Consider the following 20,138-nt stretch of genomic DNA (forward strand, 5'->3'; position numbering starts at 1 on the left):
TGTCGTATGGCGTTATTTCCTTGAAATTCCAAGGCGAGCCGTCCTATTTACGCGGCTTGCGGCGCGGGTGGCCGGGCTCGACGTCTGACCACTCAGTTTTGAACAGTTCTAAACTAGCTTCTAAGAAGACGCTCGCGCTGCGTCAAGGCCAGAGGAAGACACGTTCCGGGCGCCGCGCATTCGTATTACCCAAGTGGAGTATTTCATGCCTGAGGTCATTTTCACCGGTCCGGCCGGTCGCCTGGAGGGACGCTACCAGCCCTCCAAGGAAAAGAGCGCGCCAATTGCCATCGTCTTGCATCCGCACCCGCAGTTCGGCGGCACGATGAACAATAAGATCGTCTACGACCTCTTCTACATGTTCCAGAAGCGCGATTTCACCACGCTGCGCTTCAATTTCCGCGGCATCGGCCGCAGCCAGGGCGAATTCGATCACGGCACCGGTGAATTGTCGGATGCCGCCGCTGCCCTCGACTGGGTGCAGTCGCTGCACCCGGATTCCAAGAGCTGCTGGGTCGCCGGCTATTCCTTCGGCTCGTGGATCGGCATGCAGCTGCTGATGCGCCGGCCCGAGATCGAGGGCTTCATCTCGATCGCGCCGCAGCCCAACACCTATGATTTCTCTTTCCTGGCGCCCTGCCCGTCATCGGGCCTGATCATCCATGGCGATGCCGACAAGGTGGCGCCGCCGAAGGATGTGCAGGGCCTGGTCGACAAGCTGCATACGCAAAAGGGCATCACCATCACGCAGAAGACCTTGCCCGGCGCCAACCACTTTTTCGCCAACGACGCCGACCTGCTGATCGAGGAATGCGCCGACTATCTTGACCGCCGACTGGCGGGCGAATTGTCCGATCCGCGGCCGAAGCGGCTGAGATAAGCGAAGAAGGGCGCCAGCGCCGATGTACGAGCCTCCCCATTTCCAGGAAACGCGGCCCGATGTCCTGCACGGACTGATCAGGGCGCACCCGCTCGGAATGCTGATCTCGAACGGGCCTGACGGCCCGGTCGCCAACGCCATTCCCTTCCTGCTCGACGCGGAAGCAGCGCCGAACGGCAAGCTGCGGGCTCACGTGGCCAAGGCCAACCCGCACTGGCGTCTCATCGCCGACAATCCTGTGTCGCCCGTGCTAATTGTCTTCCAGGGCACCGATGCCTACGTGACGCCGTCCTGGTACGAGACCAAGCGCGAGACCGGCAAGGTGGTGCCGACCTGGAACTATGCCATCGTGCAGGTGCGCGGCACGGCCAAAGTGATCGACGACCAGGACTGGCTGGCGCAGCAGATCGCCGATCTGACCGCCTCCCAGGAAGGTGCGCGTGAGGCGCCCTGGGCGGTGACCGATGCGCCGCCACCCTTCATCCAGTCACAGATCAAGGGCATCATCGGCCTGGAGATCGAAATCAGCGAGATCCACGGCAAGTGGAAGGTCAGCCAGAATCGTCCGGTCGCCGACCGTGCCGGCGTCGCCCAGGGCCTTGAAAACGAAGTCGCCAACGCATCCGACATGGCGCGCCTGGTGAGATCCTACGGCGGCCTGGACGGCAATTAATCCAGCATTAAGCTATCTTTTCGAGCAATCAGCCGGAACGATGCCTTGCGGATCGGCAATCCTGACGGCGTCGGACGGAAGATGAAGCCGAGACGCGCAAACACCAGCCCGCAAGCCAGCGCGAAGACGCAGCCGAGGCCGAATCCGGCCACCGTATCGCTCGGATAATGCGCGCCGACGAAGACCCTGGTCGAGGCGAGAAAGGCGGTGATCACCAGGGCGATGTACCAACGCCTCGGAAACAGAAGCAGGAGAACGCCGAACACCGCCCCCATCGTCGTGGCATGGCCGGACGGAAAACCGGCAAAGCGCGCGTCAAAGGCAAGGGGATGCAGGGCGAGCACGCCGAAATCCTGGAAGTAGAGCGGGCGGGCCCGGCCGATCGCGTATTTCAGGACATTGACCAGCAGGCCTGACAGGCCGACGGAACTCAGCACCAGGAAAGCCAGGCAAGTCCAGTTGTAGGCAAGCATCAGCCGCCGCCGTGAAAGGCTGCGCCAATCGATCAGATTGGCCGCGACGAGCAAAAGCGCCGACGGGATCAGGTACCAGCCGCCGAGAGCGAACTGGGTCAGGAATTCGGCAAGCCTGGCTCCCGACCATTGGCCATGCAGCAACCCTGCCGGTGTGTCGAGGCGAACAAATGCCACCGCAGTCAGCAACACCCAAACGACGAGCCAAACCGGCCATGCGATGTTGGGGTAACGCGCGGGACGAACGGCGAAGCGCCTTCTGACGATCTGCATTGTGTCGCCAAAATTGCTCAGGGATCGGCGCCCTACCCTAAGGAGCCGACTGGAAACAGAAGGGCGCGATTTCACGAGCATTGGGAATTCGACCCTGTCATGGACGAGCCGTCACGGGGCCACACGATAGAGGCCGAGCGATAGTTTGTCTCCCGACGAATAGTTGAGGCCGTCGATCTCGGCGACACGGTTCGCCGATTTGCCACGCACCGACAGCATGCCGTTCAGCTTCTGCTCATCCTCGATCGGCACCAGGCCCAAGGCACAGGCGGGATCGGCGAGCAGATGTTGCGCCACGCCGCCGACATCGGTCAGCACCGTTTTGGTGCCGACCAAAAAGACGAGGCTCGGCTCCTGATACCGTGCCGAAGCCAGCACCGTCGTGTCGCAAGGCTTGTTGGCAAGCACCGCCTGCTTGATCGCCGGGCTCAGCCAGATCGGCTTCAGCGACGGCGCGATGACGCCGAACAGCAAGGCATAGGTGATGCCGGCACAGGCGGCGGTGGCGCCGATGCGAGGCAGCGGTACCTGCAACTGCCGCGAAAAAGCGAAGTAGCCCGTCCCGAGTGCGGCGGCGGCGGCCGGAATGCTCCACCAGGAGAAAGTGTGGGTGAGGTAGATCGGCGCTCCGATGCAGACCGCCGCCAGGCCAAGGCTGACCACGACCAGGCCGAATGCGGTCGACCACCATAGCCATTGCTGCCAACGCTTCAGCGGCGCATTGGCATCCTCCGGCTGCAACGTCAGCAGCCAGCCGATCAGCAGCGCCATGCCGGGATAGGCCGGCAGGACATAATGCGGCAGCTTGGTCGGGATGAGCTCGAACACCAGCCAGAACGGGATATACCAGGCGAGGCAGAAGCGCAGCCTGACATCGTCGCGCAGCCGGTTGAGGGCCTGGAGACCGGCGCCGACCGCGATCAGCCCGAACGGCCACATGAACAGCGAATAGGTCAGCATGTAGAAGCCAGGCGGCAGGCCGTGCGATTCCTCGCCCGACGCGACCTTGCCAAGCATGTCCTTGCCGACCGCCTGCTGCAGAAAGGCGCCGTGGCTCTTCCAGGTGATCGCGGCAAGCCAGGGTAGTGCAATCACCACGACCAGCAGCAGGCCGCGCCCAACCCTGAGCTTCGACAGCCAGCGCCCGTCGCGCTCGAAGGCGAACAGCACCGCGATGGTCAACGCCGACAGCAGCGGCGCGATCGGCCCCTTGATCAGGATCGCCGCGCCTTGCGCGATCCAGAAAATCCACCAGAGATGGCCGGCGATCGGTTCGTTGCGGCGCGACGCCAGATAGATCTGCGCCAGCGCGCCTTGCGCCGCCACGCAGCAGGCCAGCAGCATCGCATCGGTCTTGGCGTCGCGGCCCTCGAAGGCGGTGGCGAAGATCGCTGCCATCACCAGACCGGCGGCGATGCCGGCATTGGCGCCGAAAAGATTGGTTCCCGTCCAGGCGATCGCCAGCACCGCAATGGCAATGCCCAGCGCCGAGATCGTGCGGTAGACCCAGATCGGCGCTTCGGCGCCCTTGCCGCTCAGCGTCACGGCCGCCGATTGCAGCCAGTAGATGCCGACCGGCTTCTGGTAGCGCGAGGCGTCCTGGAAGCGGATGTCGACATAGTCGCCGCTCTCGGCCATCTGCTTGGTTGCCTGGACGAAGCGCGACTCGTCGCGGTCGATCGGCGGCAGCGATGCCAGCCCCGAAACCGTCATCACCAGGCTGAACAGGAAGAGAAGAATGTAGTTCCTGTTCAACGCCATGCATTAGCCTCTGTAATCATTCTCACCGGCATGTCGCCCAAAAGTGTGCCGCGGTTTTGGGAAGACGACATGCAAAAGATCATTCGACAGGCCGTTCAATCGACCTTGGTCATCGCCGCCTTGCGCTCATTGGCGATCAGCCAGAGATTCCTGATGTAGATGAACATGCCCATGGCCTGGCCGGCGATAAACACCGGATCCTGGCGCTGGATGGCGTAGATCAGAAGCAGGCCACCGCCGAACAGCGAGAAGAACCAGAAGGCCACCGGCACGACGCTGCGCTTGGCCTTTTCCGAGGCGAGCCACTGCACGACAAAGCGCATGGTGAAGAAGAACTGCGCAACGAAGCCGAGCAGGATCCACGCATCGAATTGCTTGATGAAGACCTGATGAAGCCAGGTTCCCAGTTCCTGAAGCACGTTAAACACGCTTGATTTCCTCTACTTTTGGCATTCTGCGGCGCCGGCGGCGCAGCCACCAGACACCACCGAGATCGAGCGCGCCCTGCAGGCCGCGGTCGAAAATGCCGTAGTTCGACTTGCCGTGCCGGCGCGAGCGGTCGACGACGTCGCAATGCACGACGCGATAGCCTTCCTGCATGACCAGGGCCGGGACGAAGCGGTGGGTGCCGTCGAAGAACGGCAGTTTGCGCAGGATGTCGGTGTGGACCGCCTTCAGGCCGCAGCCGGTATCACGAGTCTCGTCGTGCAGGATGGCGTTTCTCAGCCAGTTGGCGAAGCGCGACGCCAGTTGCTTGACCTTGCTGTCACGGCGCTTGAGGCGCTGCCCCTGGGCGGCGCCGAAATCGGGCCCGGCCTGCCGCAAGGCGTCGACCAGCACAGGAATATATTGCGGATCGTTCTGGCCGTCGCCGTCGATCGTGGCGACGATGCTGCCGCGTGCTGCCCAGGCGCCAGAGCGCACAGAAAGGCTCTGACCGGCGGATTTCTGATGCCGCAATTCCCGCACCGGAAACGGGCGAAGTGCCGTCTGCTCGGCCAGGACGGTCGCGGTCTCGTCGGTCGAGCCGTCATTGACGATGATCAGTTCGAAGTCGCGCCCGGCCATCGCCGCCTCGATTTCGTCGATCAGCAGCGGCAGGTTTGCCGCCTCGTTCCTGCAAGGAATGACGATGGATATCAATGCGTCCGGCATGTCGCGTCGGGGCTCTGTCGTCGGATATGGCATTAATGGATGCCGTGCGGTGCCGCTCGAGGTCGTGGGCTGCAAGAACCTTTGGCGCGGCGCCTCATTACGCCAGCCGAAACGATGAAGCAAGCATTCGTGCCGGACGGCTCGTCGCACCGTTTCAACAACGGGTGATCACCCTGATATCTTGTGACCCTTGGCGCATGACAACCCGACGCAAAACCGGAAACCACTTTTGTTGATCGCGAGTTGCTGATTGAAGCGCGATCTGCCGCAAAACCGGATTCCACTTTTGCTGATCGCGCTTGGATGCTAAACGCGCGCCTTCACATAGGCCGCATCAGACCGGCTGGACGCTTTCGGGAAACAGAATATGCCTGCCTTCAAATCCGATTTCCTGCGCACGATGAGCGAGCGCGGCTTCATCCACCAGATTTCGGATGAGACCGGCCTCGACCAGCTTTTCGCCAAGGAAACGGTCACCGCCTATGTCGGCTACGACGCCACCGCCACCAGCCTGCATATCGGCAATTTGATCTCCGCGACCATGCTTTACTGGCTGCAGGAAACCGGACACCGGCCGATCGCGCTGATGGGCGGCGGCACGTCGATGATCGGCGACCCGTCCTTCCGCGACGACCAGCGCAGCCTTTTGACGCCCGAAGCGATCGCCACCAACATCGAAGGCATCAAGCGCATCTTCGGCCGCATCCTGCGTTTCGGCGACGGCCCGAGCGACGCCATCATGGTCAACAATGCCGACTGGCTGATGAAGCTCAACTATGTCGAGTTCCTGCGCGATGTCGGCCGGCATTTCTCCGTCAACCGCATGCTGACCTTCGACAGCGTCAAACTCAGGCTCGACCGCGAGCAGTCGCTGTCGTTCCTCGAATTCAACTACATGATCCTGCAGGGCTATGATTTCGTCGAACTTGCCCGACGCCAGAACTGCCGCCTGCAGATGGGCGGGTCGGACCAGTGGGGCAACATCATCAATGGCGTCGATCTCGGCCATCGCATGGGCACGCAGCAGCTTTACGCCCTGACCACGCCGCTGCTGACGACATCGTCCGGCGCCAAGATGGGTAAATCGGCAAAGGGTGCGGTGTGGCTCAACGGCGACCTCTTCTCGCCCTATGATTTCTGGCAGTACTGGCGCAACACCGAGGACGCCGATGTCGAGCGCTTCCTGAAGATATTCACCCGCCTGCCCCTCGATGAGATCGCGCGGCTGTCCGCACTCGGCGGCTCCGAGATCAACGAAGCCAAGAAGATCCTGGCCACGGAGACGACGGCGATCGTCCATGGCCGTGAAGCGGCAAACCAGGCCGAGGAAACCGCGCGCAAGACCTTCGAGGAAGGCGCGCTCGCCGATACATTGCCGACTGTCGGGGCCGACAAGGCAGCACTCGAAGCCGGCGTCGGCATTCTGTCGCTGCTGGTCACGGCCGGGCTGGCCTCGTCCAATGGCGAGGCACGGCGGCACATCCAGGGCGGCGCGGTGCGTATCAACGACCAGTTGGTCAATGACGACCGCCGCATGGTCACGCTTCAGGATCTGAGTCCGAAAAACGTCGTAAAGCTTTCACTGGGCAAGAAAAAACACGTTCTGGTGCGGCCGGCCTGAGGCGGTTCATCGGTACTCGAAGATCGACCGGAATATGCCCGGTGCGATCACCGACAGCGGGTTGACGTCGAGCACCGGCTTGTTGGCATTGCCTCTGAGCCGATAGGTGACGCCGATCAGGCCGCGGTCGCGGCCGTTGCCAAGAAGCGCGCCGACGATGGGCAGTTCGCCGAAGATACGGTTGAGGCCATAGACCGGCATGAAGGTGCCGGTCATATCCATATTGTTGTTCTGGTCGTAGAGGATGCCCTGGAACGTCGTGCCGATGCGCGGGCCGCGCAGCACACCATTGGCCAGCTTCAGGTAGCCGCTGCCTTTCTCGATCTCGGCATAGCCGCGCTCGAACTTCACCCGCGACGTGTCGAGATTGCCCTTGACCGCCTGGTTGAGGCTGCGGTTGTCGCCGGCCGGCGTGGTCGAGACGATGGAGGCGAGTTTCGGTTCGTTGACGATGAAGAAGTTGCTGGTGTCGACCTTGCCCTTCATCGGCCCGTCGCCGGCCCCGGTCAGCGCCAGCGTGATCGACCCGCCTTCCATATGCTCGTAAACGTTGAGGAACCTCAGGATCGCGCCGGCATCCGCCGACTGGACGTTGAGCGAACGCTGGCCACCGCCGGTGGTGTTGCTGATGGTGATGGCCGCGCCCGAACTTGCCGTGGCACTGACCTTCAGTCCGTTCACCCGTGAACCGGCAGCGCTGTAATCGAGCTTCAGGTTGGACAGTTGCTCGTCGTGAAAGCCGGTGAGCTGCTCGACGTCGGCGCTGAGGGAAATGTTGTCTGTTCCGGTCGTCTTGGTTGCGGTGTCCACATCGGACGTGAACTGCTTGATGAGCGAGCGAGCGTCGAGCGCGTTGCCATTGATGTCGACGGAGTAACCCTTGCCCGAGCGCTTCACCGAAATCGCGACATCGTCCCCCCGGTTCAGGGTGACCTTGCTGAACTTGGCCGACGACAGGGAGCCGTTGACCAGCACGATGCTGCCGTCGATGGAGAAGGTTTTGCCGTCGAGGTTGAAGTCGGACAGCGTCGTGGTGTCGCCGGACTTGGTCATGACGAAGGTGACGCTGGCGGGAACCCCTGCCCCCTTGCTCCAGCCGGCCCAGGGAATGTCCAGCCTGGCATTGGTCAGGTCGGCCGAGACTTTCTGGTTGCCGCCGCCGCTCTTGTCGATCGCGACCTTCACCGTTCCGCCCAGCAACGGCGTCAGGCCGGGCATGGCGGCCGCACGGATCTTGTCGTCGAGCACCAGGGCCACCTTGCGGCTGGGCGCCGGCCCGTCATCCGCCAGCGGTTCGACAAGGTCGAGTTCGGCCGGAATGCCGTTCAGCGATGCCTTGGCCGAAATCACCGCCTTTTCGGGATCGACGGTGATCGAACCGTCGGCGTCGGTCACGGTCTGTCCATCGAATGGCTTGGCCAGCGACAGGCCGGTGTAGTCGAGCGACACCAGCCAGTCGAGCTTGGAGGTGTCGACGCCGGACTGCAAGGGAATGTCAGCCCTGACATGGCCGGTAACGTTGCCGGACAGTTCCTCCGGCAGGAAGCCGACATGGCGCATGGCATTGATCGGTTCGTAGGAGGCGAGTTCGGCGACAGCCGGCGCCTCCCCTTCCACGTCGATGTCGAGTGCGCCGATGACCGGCGGGCGGTTTGCCGCCTCGACCGTCAGTGTGCCGTTGCTGGCCGCTACGGTGCGGCCACTGGGCATGAAGACGGTGCCCGAGGAGAGCGAAACATCGACGTCATTGCCGTGGAAAGCGACGACGCCGACCGCGTCGCGTATCGGCGGAATGCGGCCGGCGGTGTCAAAACGCGACCCTTCGATCTGAAAGCGGCCGAACACCTCGTCGGCCGAAAGAGGCACGCCGTTGCCGAGGCGATCCGGCACGACCTGGAATTGCAGGTTGGCGTCGACAACGCGGCCGCCGAACAGATTGTCGAGAACCCAGAGCCGCGCATTGCGGGCCGAAAACCACGGCCACAACTGCTTGACGTGCGAGACCGGCATGTCATGGACGTTGAGCGCCAGATTGATGCCGGGGGCCTTGCCGTCAACGAACGTGACGGCCGCGGTGCCAAGCACCTCGCCGGAAGAGGCGGACCGAACCGCGATCTGCTCGGCCACCAATTTATGGCTTTTGGTCTGATAGACGCCGGCAATGCGGGCGAGAAAGGTCAGCGCGGGCTCGGGCGATTCCGACGGCGCCAGCGTCGAACCGTCGCTGGTCAGGTCATAACGGTAGGAGGGTTCGTCGCCCGCCGCCCCGGTCGCGGGCTTTGGCCCTATCGAGCCGCCGAAATCGAAAGAAGACCGGCCGGTTTTCAGCAGCAGCCTGTCCACCTGGATCTTGTTGCTGCCGTCGACAAGCGTCGCATCGACATCAACGTCGGCTGGCAGCAGGCCGCGCGTGCCAAGATCAAGGACGGAACCCGTCGACGACAGGGCGGCCGTCAGCCGCGACGCCGTGGTGCCGGCTCCTTCCGATCCTGTCAGCTTCAATGCGACCGCACCAAGCTTCCCAGCGCCGGCCGCGGTTTCGTCGGCAGCCACCAGGTCGACGCTTGCCTTCAGCGCCGTCACGCGGTGCGCCGCGATATCGCGGGTCGCGGAAGCGGCAAGGGTGACCTTTCTGCCATCGACATCCGCCTCGGAGGAAAACGCCATGCCGCCCGGCCCCGACTGTACGACGCTGGCGTCGGCGATCTTGATCCGTTTGATGGCTCCGGTTTCGGGCAGCACGAACTCGACATTGCTGAGATCGATCCGGCGCAGCGAATCTTCCCGCACGGCGTCGAGCGCGCGATGAATGTTGCCGAACACTGCGGCGGACAGTTTCTCCGGATCGACGAGGCCGTCCTCATTGCGCAATTGCGCTGTCCAGTCGCCGCCGGATGGCATCGCCGCTGTGACGATGTGGGCGTCGGAGATCCTGGCGCTGGTCAGCCGCACCTCCCCCCAAAGCAGAGGTATCAGGCGGACGCCGAAGCGCACACGGCCGGCATCGGCCATGGGCTTGCCGTCGCTGGTCTCCAGACTGACATCGCTCACCTGGAGCGCGACGAAGCTCGAACTGTCCAGCGTGATGCGCACCGGGCCGACCGCGACATGGACATCGACGCCGGCGAGTTTCTCGATGGCGGTTTCCGCCTCGATGCGCAGCCGGTCCGACCCGATACCGGAAAGGCCGATGAGATAGACGGCCATCGCCGCCAGCAGCATGAGCGCGACCACGCCGGCAAACACGCGCGACAGGATGCGGAAGCCGCGGCCGATCGACGCCTGACCAAGCGGCGGAACGCGGCACGCGGACGGCAAAGCCCCCAGGTCGGTGATCTCGTCACGCCTGAACCTGATCTTTTCGTGCTGCGGTTGCTCCTGATCCACGCAATCTTCCGTTGTACAAATTCGCTCGTGGACGAATCCCCGGTCGACACTATATCGGTGTGGCTTCGCGCGTAACCTCAAACAAGGGCATCGATATGGCTGACCTCGACGTGGGCGATCTTGCGCCGCAATTCGACCTGCCGCGGGATGGCGGCGGGTCTCTAAGCCTTTCGGCCTCGTCCGGTAAACCCGTCGTCCTCTATTTCTATCCGCAGGACGACACGACGAGTTGTACGCAAGAGGCAATCAGTTTTTCGCAGCTGAAACCTGAATTCGCGAAGGCAGGCGCCGTCGTGATCGGTCTGTCACCCGACAACGTCAAAAAGCACGACAAGTTCAAATCAAAGTACAATCTCACCATCGACCTCGCCGCCGACGAGGAGCGCAAGGTGATCGAGGCCTATCATCTGTGGGTCGAGAAATCGATGTATGGCCGCAAATATATGGGCGTCGAACGCGCGACGTTCCTGATCGGCCGCGACGGACGGATCGTCAGGATTTGGCGCAAGGTCCGGGTCAAGGGCCATGCCGAAGAGGTGTTGGAGGCCGTTCGCGCGCTCTGAGCCCGGCGAAGGCCCACGAATGCAATCGCCTATTTTGATCGTGCCGAAATGAGGCGCCCTTACTCGTCTGATGTTTCCGCCTTCGGCGACCGCGGCGCCCGCCAAGTTTTCGCAACATGGTTCACGTGATCGGCCAGCGCGGCGAGGTGGCCGAGCAAGCCACGCGCGCCGATCATCGACGACAGCGTGACTGATTGCGTGGCGAAGCGCCGCTTGAAATCCTCGCCACCACAGAGAAAATCGACCTTGGCAAGGCCACGGTCGAGCGACCACTGGATATAGTCCATCATCAGCACCATGCCCGGTGAGGCGCGCTCATATTCGGGATCATAGGTGGTGATGAAAGCCATCATCGTGCCGTGCTGCTCGAAATTGATCGAGACGGCGACGATCGTGTCGTCAAGCTCCAGCACGAAGATGCGCAACAGGCCGAGCTCGGCCAGCACGGAAATAAGCGCGGTGAGAACGGGCGAGTCCTTGTCGAACAGGTCCGAAACGCGGCCATGCCGGACGAGCCAGAGGCGCTTCAGCGCCGCGACCCGACCGAGCACCGGCTCACGCGGTTCGTCCGCATCCATCAGGCGGAAACGCAACGCACCGCCTTCCTCCATGAACTTGCGGCCACGACGGTAGTTCTGCCGGGCCTTCTTGGACAGCGTCTCGAACCATTCCGCACCACTTTGCCAGGGACCCGCGACACGGTAGCTGATTTCAGTGCGGTGGTTGGGCCGAAGCGCCTTGTCATGGCGCGAGGCCGGGTCCAGCAGGCCACGAACACTGGCATCCGGCAGAAGACGATTGAGATAAATCAGGTCAAAGCCGCCCTGGTCAAAAACATGCTGCCAGAGGCGGGCGATCGCCTGCGGATCGCTGTCGGGGGCAAACAGCGCGTCGCCATAGTCACTGTGATCCTTCGCCGCCCATTCGAGTATGCGGATGCCGGAGCGCTTGAAAGTAGCGAGCGCTATCACGCCATCGAGCCGGTCGCCGTTCCAGGCAAGCCCGATCCTGAGCGTGCGCCGCTCCTGGTGTGGAGTGGTGCGCCACCAGGCCGCGATCCAGTCCGGGTGCTGGAAGACAAGCCCGCCGGCCCGCTGCCAGAGCGCGCTCCAGGCCGGTGCGATCTCGGCCAGGCGTTCCACCGATGTGACGACTTCAAAGGTGCGTGTCCGCGGGATCGCGAGCACGAAGGGGGCGTTCATGGCCGTGTCCCTTCTTCCGATGATTGCGTGGTCCGTGGCTTTGCACGCCGGATGCGCCTGGCGATATGTCCCCACATCCGCTTAAGCGGCATGACATAGAGGCCGGCGAGCGACTGGTAGTCGCGCACATCGCGATCGACCAATCCGAACTTGAAGTCCTCGTCGGGCCTCGGCACGCACAATGTTCCGAAGAGCCGGTCCCAGAACGAGAAGAGCAGGCCGAAATTCTTGTCATAGTGGCGTGGATCGGTGCTGTGATGCAGCTGGTGCCAATGAGGACACAGGATCACATTGTTGAGCGGCCCGAACGAGATCTTGAAATGCGTGTGCCTGACGAAATCCATCATCAGGATGTTGCGCATGACATAGACGTTGACGCCAAAGACGGTCAGCTCGACGAGGTTCAGCGAAATCAGCGACCAGATGCCGAAGCAGACGCCGACGATGACGCCGTCCCAGGCCCGGTTCATCAGCTCGTCGAGCGGATGGACCCGGTCCTTGGTGATCCCGACCATCACCTCGGCCGAGTGATGCACCTTGTGCAATTCCCAAAGCACGGGGTAGCGATGCTGGGCGACGTGATAGAGATAATAGGAAATGTCGTAGGCGAGCAGCATGGTGATGGTGAAGATCAGCACCGTCACCGGGCCTGCCGGTCCCTCGATCAGCGGCGGCTGGAACTGGAACAGTGTCGAAAACAGCCAGTTGGTCGCGTAGCCCACCGCCGAAACGAAGACAATTCCGGCGGGCAGCATCAGGAAGGGCATCAAGGCCTTCTTCGTGACCCAGAACATCAGGTCGGCCTTCGCCGAGGGGTGGGCGATGACCTCATGGGGGACGACGAACTCAAAGAACTCCTTCCAGCTCTTCTCCTCGACCGTGCGCCAATAGGCTACGAGCGCGCTGACAAGGGCCGTCAGCAGCAAGAGCCCGGTCGCCAGCAGACTGGTGCCCGACACCTTGTCGAGGATCTTGCCAACCAGATCGCTCAGCATCCCTTGGACCGCCATCTTCGATAGAATCCCAAACCCATCACGCTTTTACTCGAAAACCGTCAAGTAAATGCAATCGAAGACAGTTAAGGAACTCTAGACCTCGATCCGCGAGCGACCGGCCGTATGGCGGGCAGCAGATTGGTGCTTTTCGCCAATGGCTTAGCGGCCATGAAGGCCGCTCCCTTGGCGGTTTTCATGCAACCCCTTGTCCGCGCCGCGTGCATTCCACGCCCGCGCAATCGGCCCAGAAAGCCTTTGTTAACCCTAATAATGTGTAATCAAGCTGTCGTGGTGTCGTAAACGAAAGCTTGGTCCCGTGAACGCAACCGGTCAGTCCGCAGTCTTCGGCAGGCGTAAGGAACCCCACACGGTCATCATCGCCCGAGGCAATGAGATCAGGCACTTCACGATCCGGCCCTGGCTCGCGGCATTCATCGGTTCAGCGCTCGCCGCCATTGCCATCGGCTACCTCCTGGCCACGTCCTATCTCGTTTTGCGCGACGACCTGATCGGCGCCACCACCGCGCGCCAGGCGCGCATGCAGCAGGCCTACGAAGACCGCATCTCGGCGCTTCGCGCCCAGGTCGACCGCATCACCAGCCGCCAGTTGCTCGACCAGCAATTGATGGAAAACAAGGTCAGCGAACTGATTGAACGCCAGACGCAGCTCAGCCAGCGGCACGGCCGTCTCGGACCGCTGCTCGAGCGCGCCGAGAACGGGGTCGGAGCAGCCCCCGCCGAGGATCCGGCGGCTGCCAAGCCTGACAAGCACGCAGAGGTGACCGGCAGTATCAGCCAGCCCGCACAGAACTACGCGGTCGCCAGCCTGGGCACCGATCTGGGTGCTGCCGACACAAGGCCATTCTCCTTGTGGTCGACCCGCACCGATCCGCTGCCTAGCGACTCTGCCGCAGATCGTGCCGACAGGCTGTTCGTCTCGATCAACCAGTCGCTGAAATCCATCGAGAACGAACAACTCACCCGCATCAGCACGCTCGCGGACAATGCCTATAAGAGCGCCGATGCCATCCAGCAGGCGCTGCAGGCGGCCGGACTGCCGGTCGACAGCGATTTTGGCAAGAACGAAAGCGATGTCGGCGGCCCGCTGATCCCGCTCAACAGTTCTTTGATGTTCGACAGCAAGGTCAAGGAGTTGGACGAGGCTCTGGACACGCTCGACCAGTTGAAGAAGGAAGCGCGCCAGCTGCCGCTGGCGAACCCTGCCCCCGGCCACTCCGTCACCAGTCCGTTCGGCGTGCGCACCGATCCTATCCTCGGCACCGCCGCGCTGCATTCGGGCATGGATTTCAGGGCGCCCATCGGCATGGACGCAAAAGTCACGGCGCCCGGAATCGTCACCAAGGCCGGCTGGAATGGCGGCTATGGCCGCATGGTGGAAGTCGACCACGGCAACGGCTTTGCTACCCGTTACGGACATCTCAGCGAAATCGACGTGACCGTGGGCGAGAAGCTGGACGCCGGCGCCGTCATCGGCAAGACCGGCAGCAGCGGCCGCTCGACCGGCCCGCATCTGCATTATGAAGTGCGCCACAATGGCGAAGCCATCGATCCCTTGCGCTTCCTCACCGTCGGCAAGAAGGTCGCCCAGTATCTCTGAGCTGCGCCGGCACTGACCTGATTGGCACTCAATACCTCTCAAACCAAATCTGTCCCGCTTTGTAAGCAATCCGGATCTGGGTGACGCTGTCCGTGCCGGCCTCGACTGCCCACCGGTGGTTTCGGTTCTTGCCTGAACAGCGACCTGGCCGGCACCTCATCCCAACGCGCTGGCAAGCGACTTGTCCACGGCCGTTCGGCCTGCCGGTGTTGACACAATTCCAGTTGTAGGATGATATGTATAACCATACGCCACAACACCAGCGCCACTCCAATAATGACCATTCACGGCATTTCGACTGACGTTCTCGCCGCCCTGGAGCATCTCCTGGGACAAGGCGGCGTGGCTGCCGATCCGGCCAATATGGCGAAATACCTCGTGGACTGGTCCGGCGATCATCATGGCGCAGCGCTTGCCGTGCTGAAACCGGCGTCGGTCGCCGAGGTCCAGGCCGCGGTTCGGCTGTGCGGCAGGCTTGGGCTGGCGATGATCCCACAAGGCGGCAACACCGGGCTTGTGGCAGGTGCGATCGACATCGGCACGGCCCGCGGCACGGTGATCATAAGCCTGGAGCGGCTGAACAATATCCGCCTCGTCGACGCCGACAATTTCATCGTGCAAGCCGACGCCGGCTGCATCCTGCAGCACATCAAGGATGCGGCAGAGGAACAGGACTGCCTGTTTCCGCTGGCGCTTGGCGCGCAAGGCAGCTGCCAGATCGGCGGCAATGCCGCCAGCAATGCCGGCGGCGTCAACGTGTTGCGCTACGGCATGGCCCGCGACCTCGTTGTCGGCCTGGAGGTGGTGCTGCCGGACGGCGAGTTGTGGAACGGCTTTTCCGGCTTGCGCAAGGACAACCGTGGTTACGACCTGAAGCAGCTTTTCATCGGCGCCGAGGGCACGCTGGGCATCATCACCGGCGTCGAGGTCAAACTGTTTCCGAAACCCGGCCGTGTCGAAACGGCTTATCTGGGGCTCCCTTCATTCGAAGCGGCAATCACTCTGTTCAGGCAAGCCCGACGCGGATGCTCCGACCTGATATCCGCCTTCGAGATCATCGGCGCGGAATGCATGGAACTGGCGCGTCTCGTCGACCCGGGCATCGTCGCGCCGGTCGCGGCCCCTGTCCATGTGCTGATCGAATTGTCATCGAGTGCCGCGATCGATTTGCGCAGCCTGCTGGTGAATTTCCTTGCCGGCACGATGGAAGAAGAACTGGTCACCGATGCCGTTCTGGCCGAGAGCGGTGCACAGACCAAAACGTTCTGGGCCATTCGCGAGGGGCTGGTCGAGGGCCAGGCCAAGCGCGGCTACCACGTGCGCACCGATCTTTCGGTGCGTATCTCCGACATCCCCACCCTCATCGCCCAGGCTCGCGATTTTATCGCGCTGGAGCATCCGGGCTGGATTTCACAGGCCTATGGGCACGCTGGAGACGGCAACATCCATTTCAACGTCCTGCCGCCGCCCGACCTTGCCGAGTCCGACGCCCGCTCCAGGGGCACCGCCATCACCGCCGGGCTGTACGAGATCACCAACGCCCTCGGCGGCTCGATCAGCGCCGAGCATGGCATCGGGCGCACCCGCCAAAGCGTCTACTGGGCGGGAATGTCCGCTGTCCACCGCCGGCTCGTCAGCACGCTCAAAGATGCGCTCGATCCGGACCGACGCATGAACCCCGGCTGCCTCTTTCCCGCGACGGAGACTTTTTCATGAAACAAAGACTGGCTGCCATCGGCACTGTCGAGGCGCTGCCGCATCGGGTCGCGGCGTTTCTCAGCCGCGAGATCGAGTCCGGCGATCTCAACCCGGGCGCCCTGCTGCCGACGGAACAACAGCTCTCCGAAAAATTCGGCGTCAGCCGCAATGTGGTGCGCGAGGCGATCGCGCAATTGCGTGCCGACGGCATGGTCGAGGCGCGGCAAGGCATCGGCTCCTTCGTCCTGGCGCCGGAACAGCGCGCGGCGATCCGCATCGACCGCGAGACGCTGAAAGAGGGGCAGAACATGGAGCGGCTGTTCGAGCTGCGCTGCATCCTCGAGGCGGAATCCGCGGCCCTCGCCGCCGAACGGCGCGAGCAAGAGCATCTCGACGCCATCAAGGCCGCGCTCGACCGGATGAGCGGCGAGGAGCGCTGGGAGGACGGCAGCATCGACGCTGATCTTTTGTTCCATCGCGAGATCGCCCGGGCGACCGGCAACAGCTACATCCACACCTTCATTTCCTTCGTCTGCGAACAGATCCGCCGTTCGATCTATTACGCGCGGCAGACCAATCCTTTGCACGATCTGGTGGAGGTCAATGTCGGCGAACATGTGCGCATCTATGAGGCGCTGGTCGCCGGCGACCCGGCAAAAGCCGAGGCCGCGATGCGCGCGCACATCATCGGCGCGGCCAACCGTGTCGGCGTCAAGCTGCCGTCCGCGCGCGGCGAACGCACGGGAGGAGGGAAATGAGCATGGCTGTCGCCAGCATTACCCGCATCTCCGATGTCTGCCTCCTGGTCGAGAATATTGAGCGGACAGTAGAGTTCTATGTCGACAAGCTCGGCTTTCGCCTGCGCCGCCGCGCCGAGGGTTTCGCCGATTTCCATGGCGAGGGCGTGACGCTGGCCGCTTGGGAGATCGACCATATCAGCCAGCATACCGGCGTCTCGAAACTGCGCTCGCCGCGCCATGCGCACAAGGTCTGCGTCGCCGTCCAGCTCGACGCGCCCGGCGAAATCGACCGGCTGCATGCCGAGCTGACGGCGAAGGGCGTGCCGTTCTATGGCCCGCCGGAGAACTATGTCTGGAACGCGCGCTGCGCCTATTTCACCGACCCGGACGACACGCTTTGGGAACTCTACGCCTGGCTCGACGGCGGCCCCGGCGACTATCACGACGAACAGCCGTAGACCACCCGCGCCAAGGGAACGGCGCGCAATGAAGAGACGAGACAGTCTTGCAACAGGAGCGAAAAATGAATGGGAATTACGACATGAACCGCCGCGGCTTCATGAAGTCCGGCCTGGCGGCTATTGCCGCGGCATCGGGCGGCATGCAACTGGTTTTGACCCCTGGCGCGAAGGCCGCCGGAAAGGTCGTCATCCAGTATGACTGGCTGATGTCCAACGGCCAGATGGGCGATATCGCCGCCGTCGCCAACGGCTACTTCAAGGATGCCGGGCTCGAGGTGGAATTCAGCCCGGGCGGCCCGAACGCCTCGACCGTGCCGCCGGTGATCTCGGGCGCGGCACAACTTGGCCAATTCTCCGAAACGCCGCAGCTGTTTTCGGCGCGCGCCAGCGGCGTGCCGGTGAAGATCATCGCCTGCGGCTTCCGCACCGGCCCCTATGCACTCACTTCGAAGGCCTCTAACCCGATCAAGGGCGTGGCCGACCTGAAGGGCAAGAAGATCGGCATCCAGCCGACGGCGCGTTTCGTCATGGACGAGATCCTGGCCAAGAACGGCATGAGCGCGTCCGACCTCACCGTCATCAATGTCGGCTTCGACAAGGGACCGCTGGTGCGCGGCGATGTCGATGCCATTGGCGGCTGGATCACCAACACGCAGGCGCTGAGCGTCGTCGGCGACGACCGTATCGACCTTCTGGTGCGCGACCTCGGCTTGAATTCCTACGCCGATGTCTATTTCGCCACCGACGCGGCGATCGAAAAGGACCCGGACACGCTGGCCAAATTCATCGGTGCGGTCGCCAAGGGCTGGGGCTGGGTGCATGCCAACCCGCAGGAAGCGGTGAAGAAGATGGTCGCCGCCTATCCCGAAATGGACCTCGGCTGGGAAGAGAAGACCGTCAACCTCGTGTTGAAACTCTCCTTCGACGGCGCGACGGCCAAGGACGGCTGGGGCACGTTCGATCCCGCCTCGATCGAAGAACAGCTGGCGCTGCTCGACAAGGTCGGCCAATACCCGAACGGCCGGCCCAAGGCGGCCGACGTCTACACCACCAAGATCCTCGAACTCTCGGCTGCCGACCGGCCGAAGCTCGACGCGCCCGCCGCTTGATGGCGAACGCGATCGAAGCCAGCAGGCTGGATGTCGGCTATGGCGGCCGCCAGGCGGCCGTCAAGGTGCTTTCCGGCCTCGACCTCAGCGTCGAGGCCGGATCCTTCCTGTCGATCCTCGGGCCGTCCGGCTGCGGCAAGTCGACCTTGCTGCGCGTGGTTGCCGACCTGCTCGACCCTCTCGGCGGCACGATCAGCGTGCTCGGCGACACGCCGCATGCGGTGCGCTCGCGCAGGGATGTCGGCTTCGTCTTCCAGGATTCGACCCTGCTGCCCTGGCGCACGGTGCGCGACAATGTCCGCTTGCCGCTTGGCGTCGGGCAAGGCAGCCTGACACGCAAGATCGAAGACCGCAGCGAGGAGCTGCTGGAGCTGATGGGGTTGGCCGGCTTCGGCGAACGCCTGCCGCACCAGCTGTCCGGCGGCCAGCGCCAGCGTGTGGCGATCGCCCGCGCCTTGCTTGGCCAGCCCAAGCTGCTTTTGATGGACGAACCGTTCGGGGCGCTCGACGAAATCACCCGCGATCGCCTCAACGACGAACTTCTCAATCTGTGGCGGCGCACGGGCACGACGATCCTGTTCGTCACCCATTCGATCGCCGAAGCCGCCTATCTCGGCGAGCGGGTGATCGTTCTCGCCGCCAATCCGGGGCGGCTGGTCAAGGATTTGCACATGCGGCCGCTCAAACAGGACGGCAACCGCTGTTCGCGCGAAGACCCGGCGATCGTCGCGGCCATGGCCGAGCTGCGAACCGCGCTGGAGCAGGCATCATGAGGCCGGCGCCGCTCTCGCCGCAATTATCCATCGCCCTGCCCGTTCTCGGCGCGGCGTCGCTGGTGCTTGCCTGGCAGTATCTGCTGCCCCTGCTCGGCGTGCCGGCCTATATCGTGCCGACCCCGACCGCCATATCGGGCGTCTTCCAGAAGAATTTCGCGCTGCTCATGGACAATTTGAGGCCAACGCTGATCGAGGCGCTGGCCGGGTTCGTCATCGGCAATCTGGCCGCCGTGCTGCTGGCGGTCCTGTTCGTGCACAACCGCATCCTGCAGGCCGCCTATTTTCCGATCGTGCTGTTCTTCAATACCATTCCGATCCTGGCGCTGTCGCCGATCATCATCCTGATCTTCGGGCTCGGCATGACGCCGAAGATCGTCATCGCGGCGGTGATCTGCTTCTTCCCGACGCTGGTGAACATGATCCGCGGCCTGGACTCGGCCAGCGACAACGAGCACGAACTGTTCCGCGTGCTGTCGGCGACGCGTTCCGAGATTTTCTGGAGCCTGCGGCTGCCGCGCGCGCTGCCGATGCTGTTCTCCTCTCTCCGCATCGCCTCGGCGACGGCGGTGATCGGCGCCATCGTCGGCGAATGGATCGGCTCGGACAAGGGGCTCGGCGCGCTGATCATCCAGGCGAGCTTCAACTACCAATCGGACCGGCTCTACGCGGCGATCGTACTGTCGTCTTGCCTGTCGATCGTTCTGTTCTGTGCCGTGGTGCTGGTCGAGCGCCGGGTCATCAAATACTGAACAG

At 63.1% G+C, this 20,138-nt stretch carries 18 protein-coding genes; 11 read left to right on the forward strand and 7 right to left on the reverse strand.

Annotated features, from left to right (window positions below):
- The first annotated feature begins 205 nt into the window (after window positions 1-205).
- Window positions 206-880 (forward strand): alpha/beta hydrolase, encoded by a 675-nt coding sequence (locus AC04SF_RS24375; protein ID WP_027042409.1) that lies wholly within the window; start codon window positions 206-208, stop codon window positions 878-880.
- A 22-nt stretch (window positions 881-902) separates the two neighbouring features.
- Window positions 903-1,553: an FMN-binding negative transcriptional regulator gene (locus AC04SF_RS24380; protein WP_488479852.1), complete on the forward strand. Its 651-nt coding sequence runs from the start codon at window positions 903-905 to the stop codon at window positions 1,551-1,553.
- On the opposite strand, the gene AC04SF_RS24385 is transcribed toward AC04SF_RS24380, so the two are convergent.
- The 4 genes from AC04SF_RS24385 to AC04SF_RS24400 all read right to left on the reverse strand — a co-directional run bounded on the left by AC04SF_RS24385 (window position 1,550) and on the right by AC04SF_RS24400 (window position 5,215).
- The gene (locus tag AC04SF_RS24385; protein ID WP_488479853.1) at window positions 1,550-2,299 is read right to left on the reverse strand and encodes a phosphatase PAP2 family protein; all 750 of its coding nucleotides are present in this window, start codon (window positions 2,297-2,299) and stop codon (window positions 1,550-1,552) included. The genes AC04SF_RS24380 and AC04SF_RS24385 overlap by 4 nt on opposite strands.
- 111 nt (window positions 2,300-2,410) lie before the next feature.
- Entirely contained in the window at window positions 2,411-4,060 is a 1,650-nt protein-coding gene (locus AC04SF_RS24390; protein ID WP_488479854.1) for an ArnT family glycosyltransferase, read from the reverse strand.
- 95 nt (window positions 4,061-4,155) lie between these two features.
- On the reverse strand, window positions 4,156-4,488 hold the full coding sequence (locus AC04SF_RS24395) for a lipid-A-disaccharide synthase N-terminal domain-containing protein (protein ID WP_010909058.1): 333 nt from the start codon (window positions 4,486-4,488) through the stop codon (window positions 4,156-4,158).
- Window positions 4,481-5,215, reverse strand: coding sequence for a glycosyltransferase family 2 protein (locus AC04SF_RS24400; protein ID WP_488479855.1), 735 nt, complete (start codon window positions 5,213-5,215; stop codon window positions 4,481-4,483). The genes AC04SF_RS24395 and AC04SF_RS24400 overlap by 8 nt, the downstream gene beginning before the upstream one ends.
- Before the next feature lie 367 nt (window positions 5,216-5,582).
- Between AC04SF_RS24400 and tyrS the strand changes: the two genes are divergently transcribed.
- Entirely contained in the window at window positions 5,583-6,836 is a 1,254-nt protein-coding gene (tyrS, locus tag AC04SF_RS24405; protein ID WP_488479856.1) for a tyrosine--tRNA ligase, read from the forward strand.
- 6 nt (window positions 6,837-6,842) lie between these two features.
- Here the strand turns inward: tyrS and AC04SF_RS24410 are convergent, their stop codons facing one another.
- Window positions 6,843-10,223: a hypothetical protein gene (locus tag AC04SF_RS24410; protein ID WP_488479857.1), complete on the reverse strand. Its 3,381-nt coding sequence runs from the start codon at window positions 10,221-10,223 to the stop codon at window positions 6,843-6,845.
- A gap of 95 nt (window positions 10,224-10,318) precedes the next feature.
- Between AC04SF_RS24410 and AC04SF_RS24415 the strand changes: the two genes are divergently transcribed.
- Window positions 10,319-10,786, forward strand: a complete 468-nt coding sequence (locus AC04SF_RS24415) for a peroxiredoxin (protein WP_488479858.1) — start codon at window positions 10,319-10,321, stop codon at window positions 10,784-10,786.
- A 59-nt stretch (window positions 10,787-10,845) separates the two neighbouring features.
- On the opposite strand, the gene AC04SF_RS24420 is transcribed toward AC04SF_RS24415, so the two are convergent.
- Together AC04SF_RS24420 and AC04SF_RS24425 are read right to left on the reverse strand one after the other, a co-directional pair.
- On the reverse strand, window positions 10,846-11,988 hold the full coding sequence (locus AC04SF_RS24420; protein ID WP_488479859.1) for a GNAT family N-acetyltransferase: 1,143 nt from the start codon (window positions 11,986-11,988) through the stop codon (window positions 10,846-10,848).
- Window positions 11,985-12,983, reverse strand: a complete 999-nt coding sequence (locus AC04SF_RS24425) for a sterol desaturase family protein (RefSeq protein WP_488479968.1) — start codon at window positions 12,981-12,983, stop codon at window positions 11,985-11,987. The genes AC04SF_RS24420 and AC04SF_RS24425 overlap by 4 nt, the downstream gene beginning before the upstream one ends.
- 316 nt (window positions 12,984-13,299) lie before the next feature.
- Here AC04SF_RS24425 and AC04SF_RS24430 point away from each other — a divergent pair, with 316 nt between their 5' ends.
- From AC04SF_RS24430 to AC04SF_RS24460, 7 genes are all read left to right on the forward strand, one after another.
- Window positions 13,300-14,601 carry a M23 family metallopeptidase gene (locus AC04SF_RS24430; RefSeq protein ID WP_488479860.1) on the forward strand — a complete coding sequence of 434 codons (1,302 nt, stop codon included), beginning with the start codon at window positions 13,300-13,302 and terminating at the stop codon, window positions 14,599-14,601.
- 276 nt (window positions 14,602-14,877) lie between these two features.
- Window positions 14,878-16,317: an FAD-binding oxidoreductase gene (locus AC04SF_RS24435; RefSeq protein WP_488479861.1), complete on the forward strand. Its 1,440-nt coding sequence runs from the start codon at window positions 14,878-14,880 to the stop codon at window positions 16,315-16,317.
- Complete coding sequence (locus AC04SF_RS24440) at window positions 16,314-17,057, forward strand: FadR/GntR family transcriptional regulator (protein WP_096457201.1); 744 nt, start codon at window positions 16,314-16,316, stop codon at window positions 17,055-17,057. Before AC04SF_RS24435 ends, AC04SF_RS24440 begins: the two co-directional genes overlap by 4 nt.
- Window positions 17,054-17,497: a VOC family protein gene (locus AC04SF_RS24445; RefSeq protein WP_488479862.1), complete on the forward strand. Its 444-nt coding sequence runs from the start codon at window positions 17,054-17,056 to the stop codon at window positions 17,495-17,497. Before AC04SF_RS24440 ends, AC04SF_RS24445 begins: the two co-directional genes overlap by 4 nt.
- Before the next feature lie 83 nt (window positions 17,498-17,580).
- Entirely contained in the window at window positions 17,581-18,609 is a 1,029-nt protein-coding gene (locus AC04SF_RS24450) for an ABC transporter substrate-binding protein (protein ID WP_488479969.1), read from the forward strand.
- Complete coding sequence (locus AC04SF_RS24455; RefSeq protein ID WP_488479863.1) at window positions 18,609-19,382, forward strand: ABC transporter ATP-binding protein; 774 nt, start codon at window positions 18,609-18,611, stop codon at window positions 19,380-19,382. Before AC04SF_RS24450 ends, AC04SF_RS24455 begins: the two co-directional genes overlap by 1 nt.
- A complete protein-coding gene (locus AC04SF_RS24460; protein WP_488479864.1) occupies window positions 19,379-20,134 on the forward strand; it encodes an ABC transporter permease in 756 nt (251 codons plus the stop codon). The genes AC04SF_RS24455 and AC04SF_RS24460 overlap by 4 nt, the downstream gene beginning before the upstream one ends.
- Window positions 20,135-20,138 lie beyond the last annotated feature (4 nt).

This window comes from Mesorhizobium sp. CNPSo 4671, from assembly GCF_057784245.1.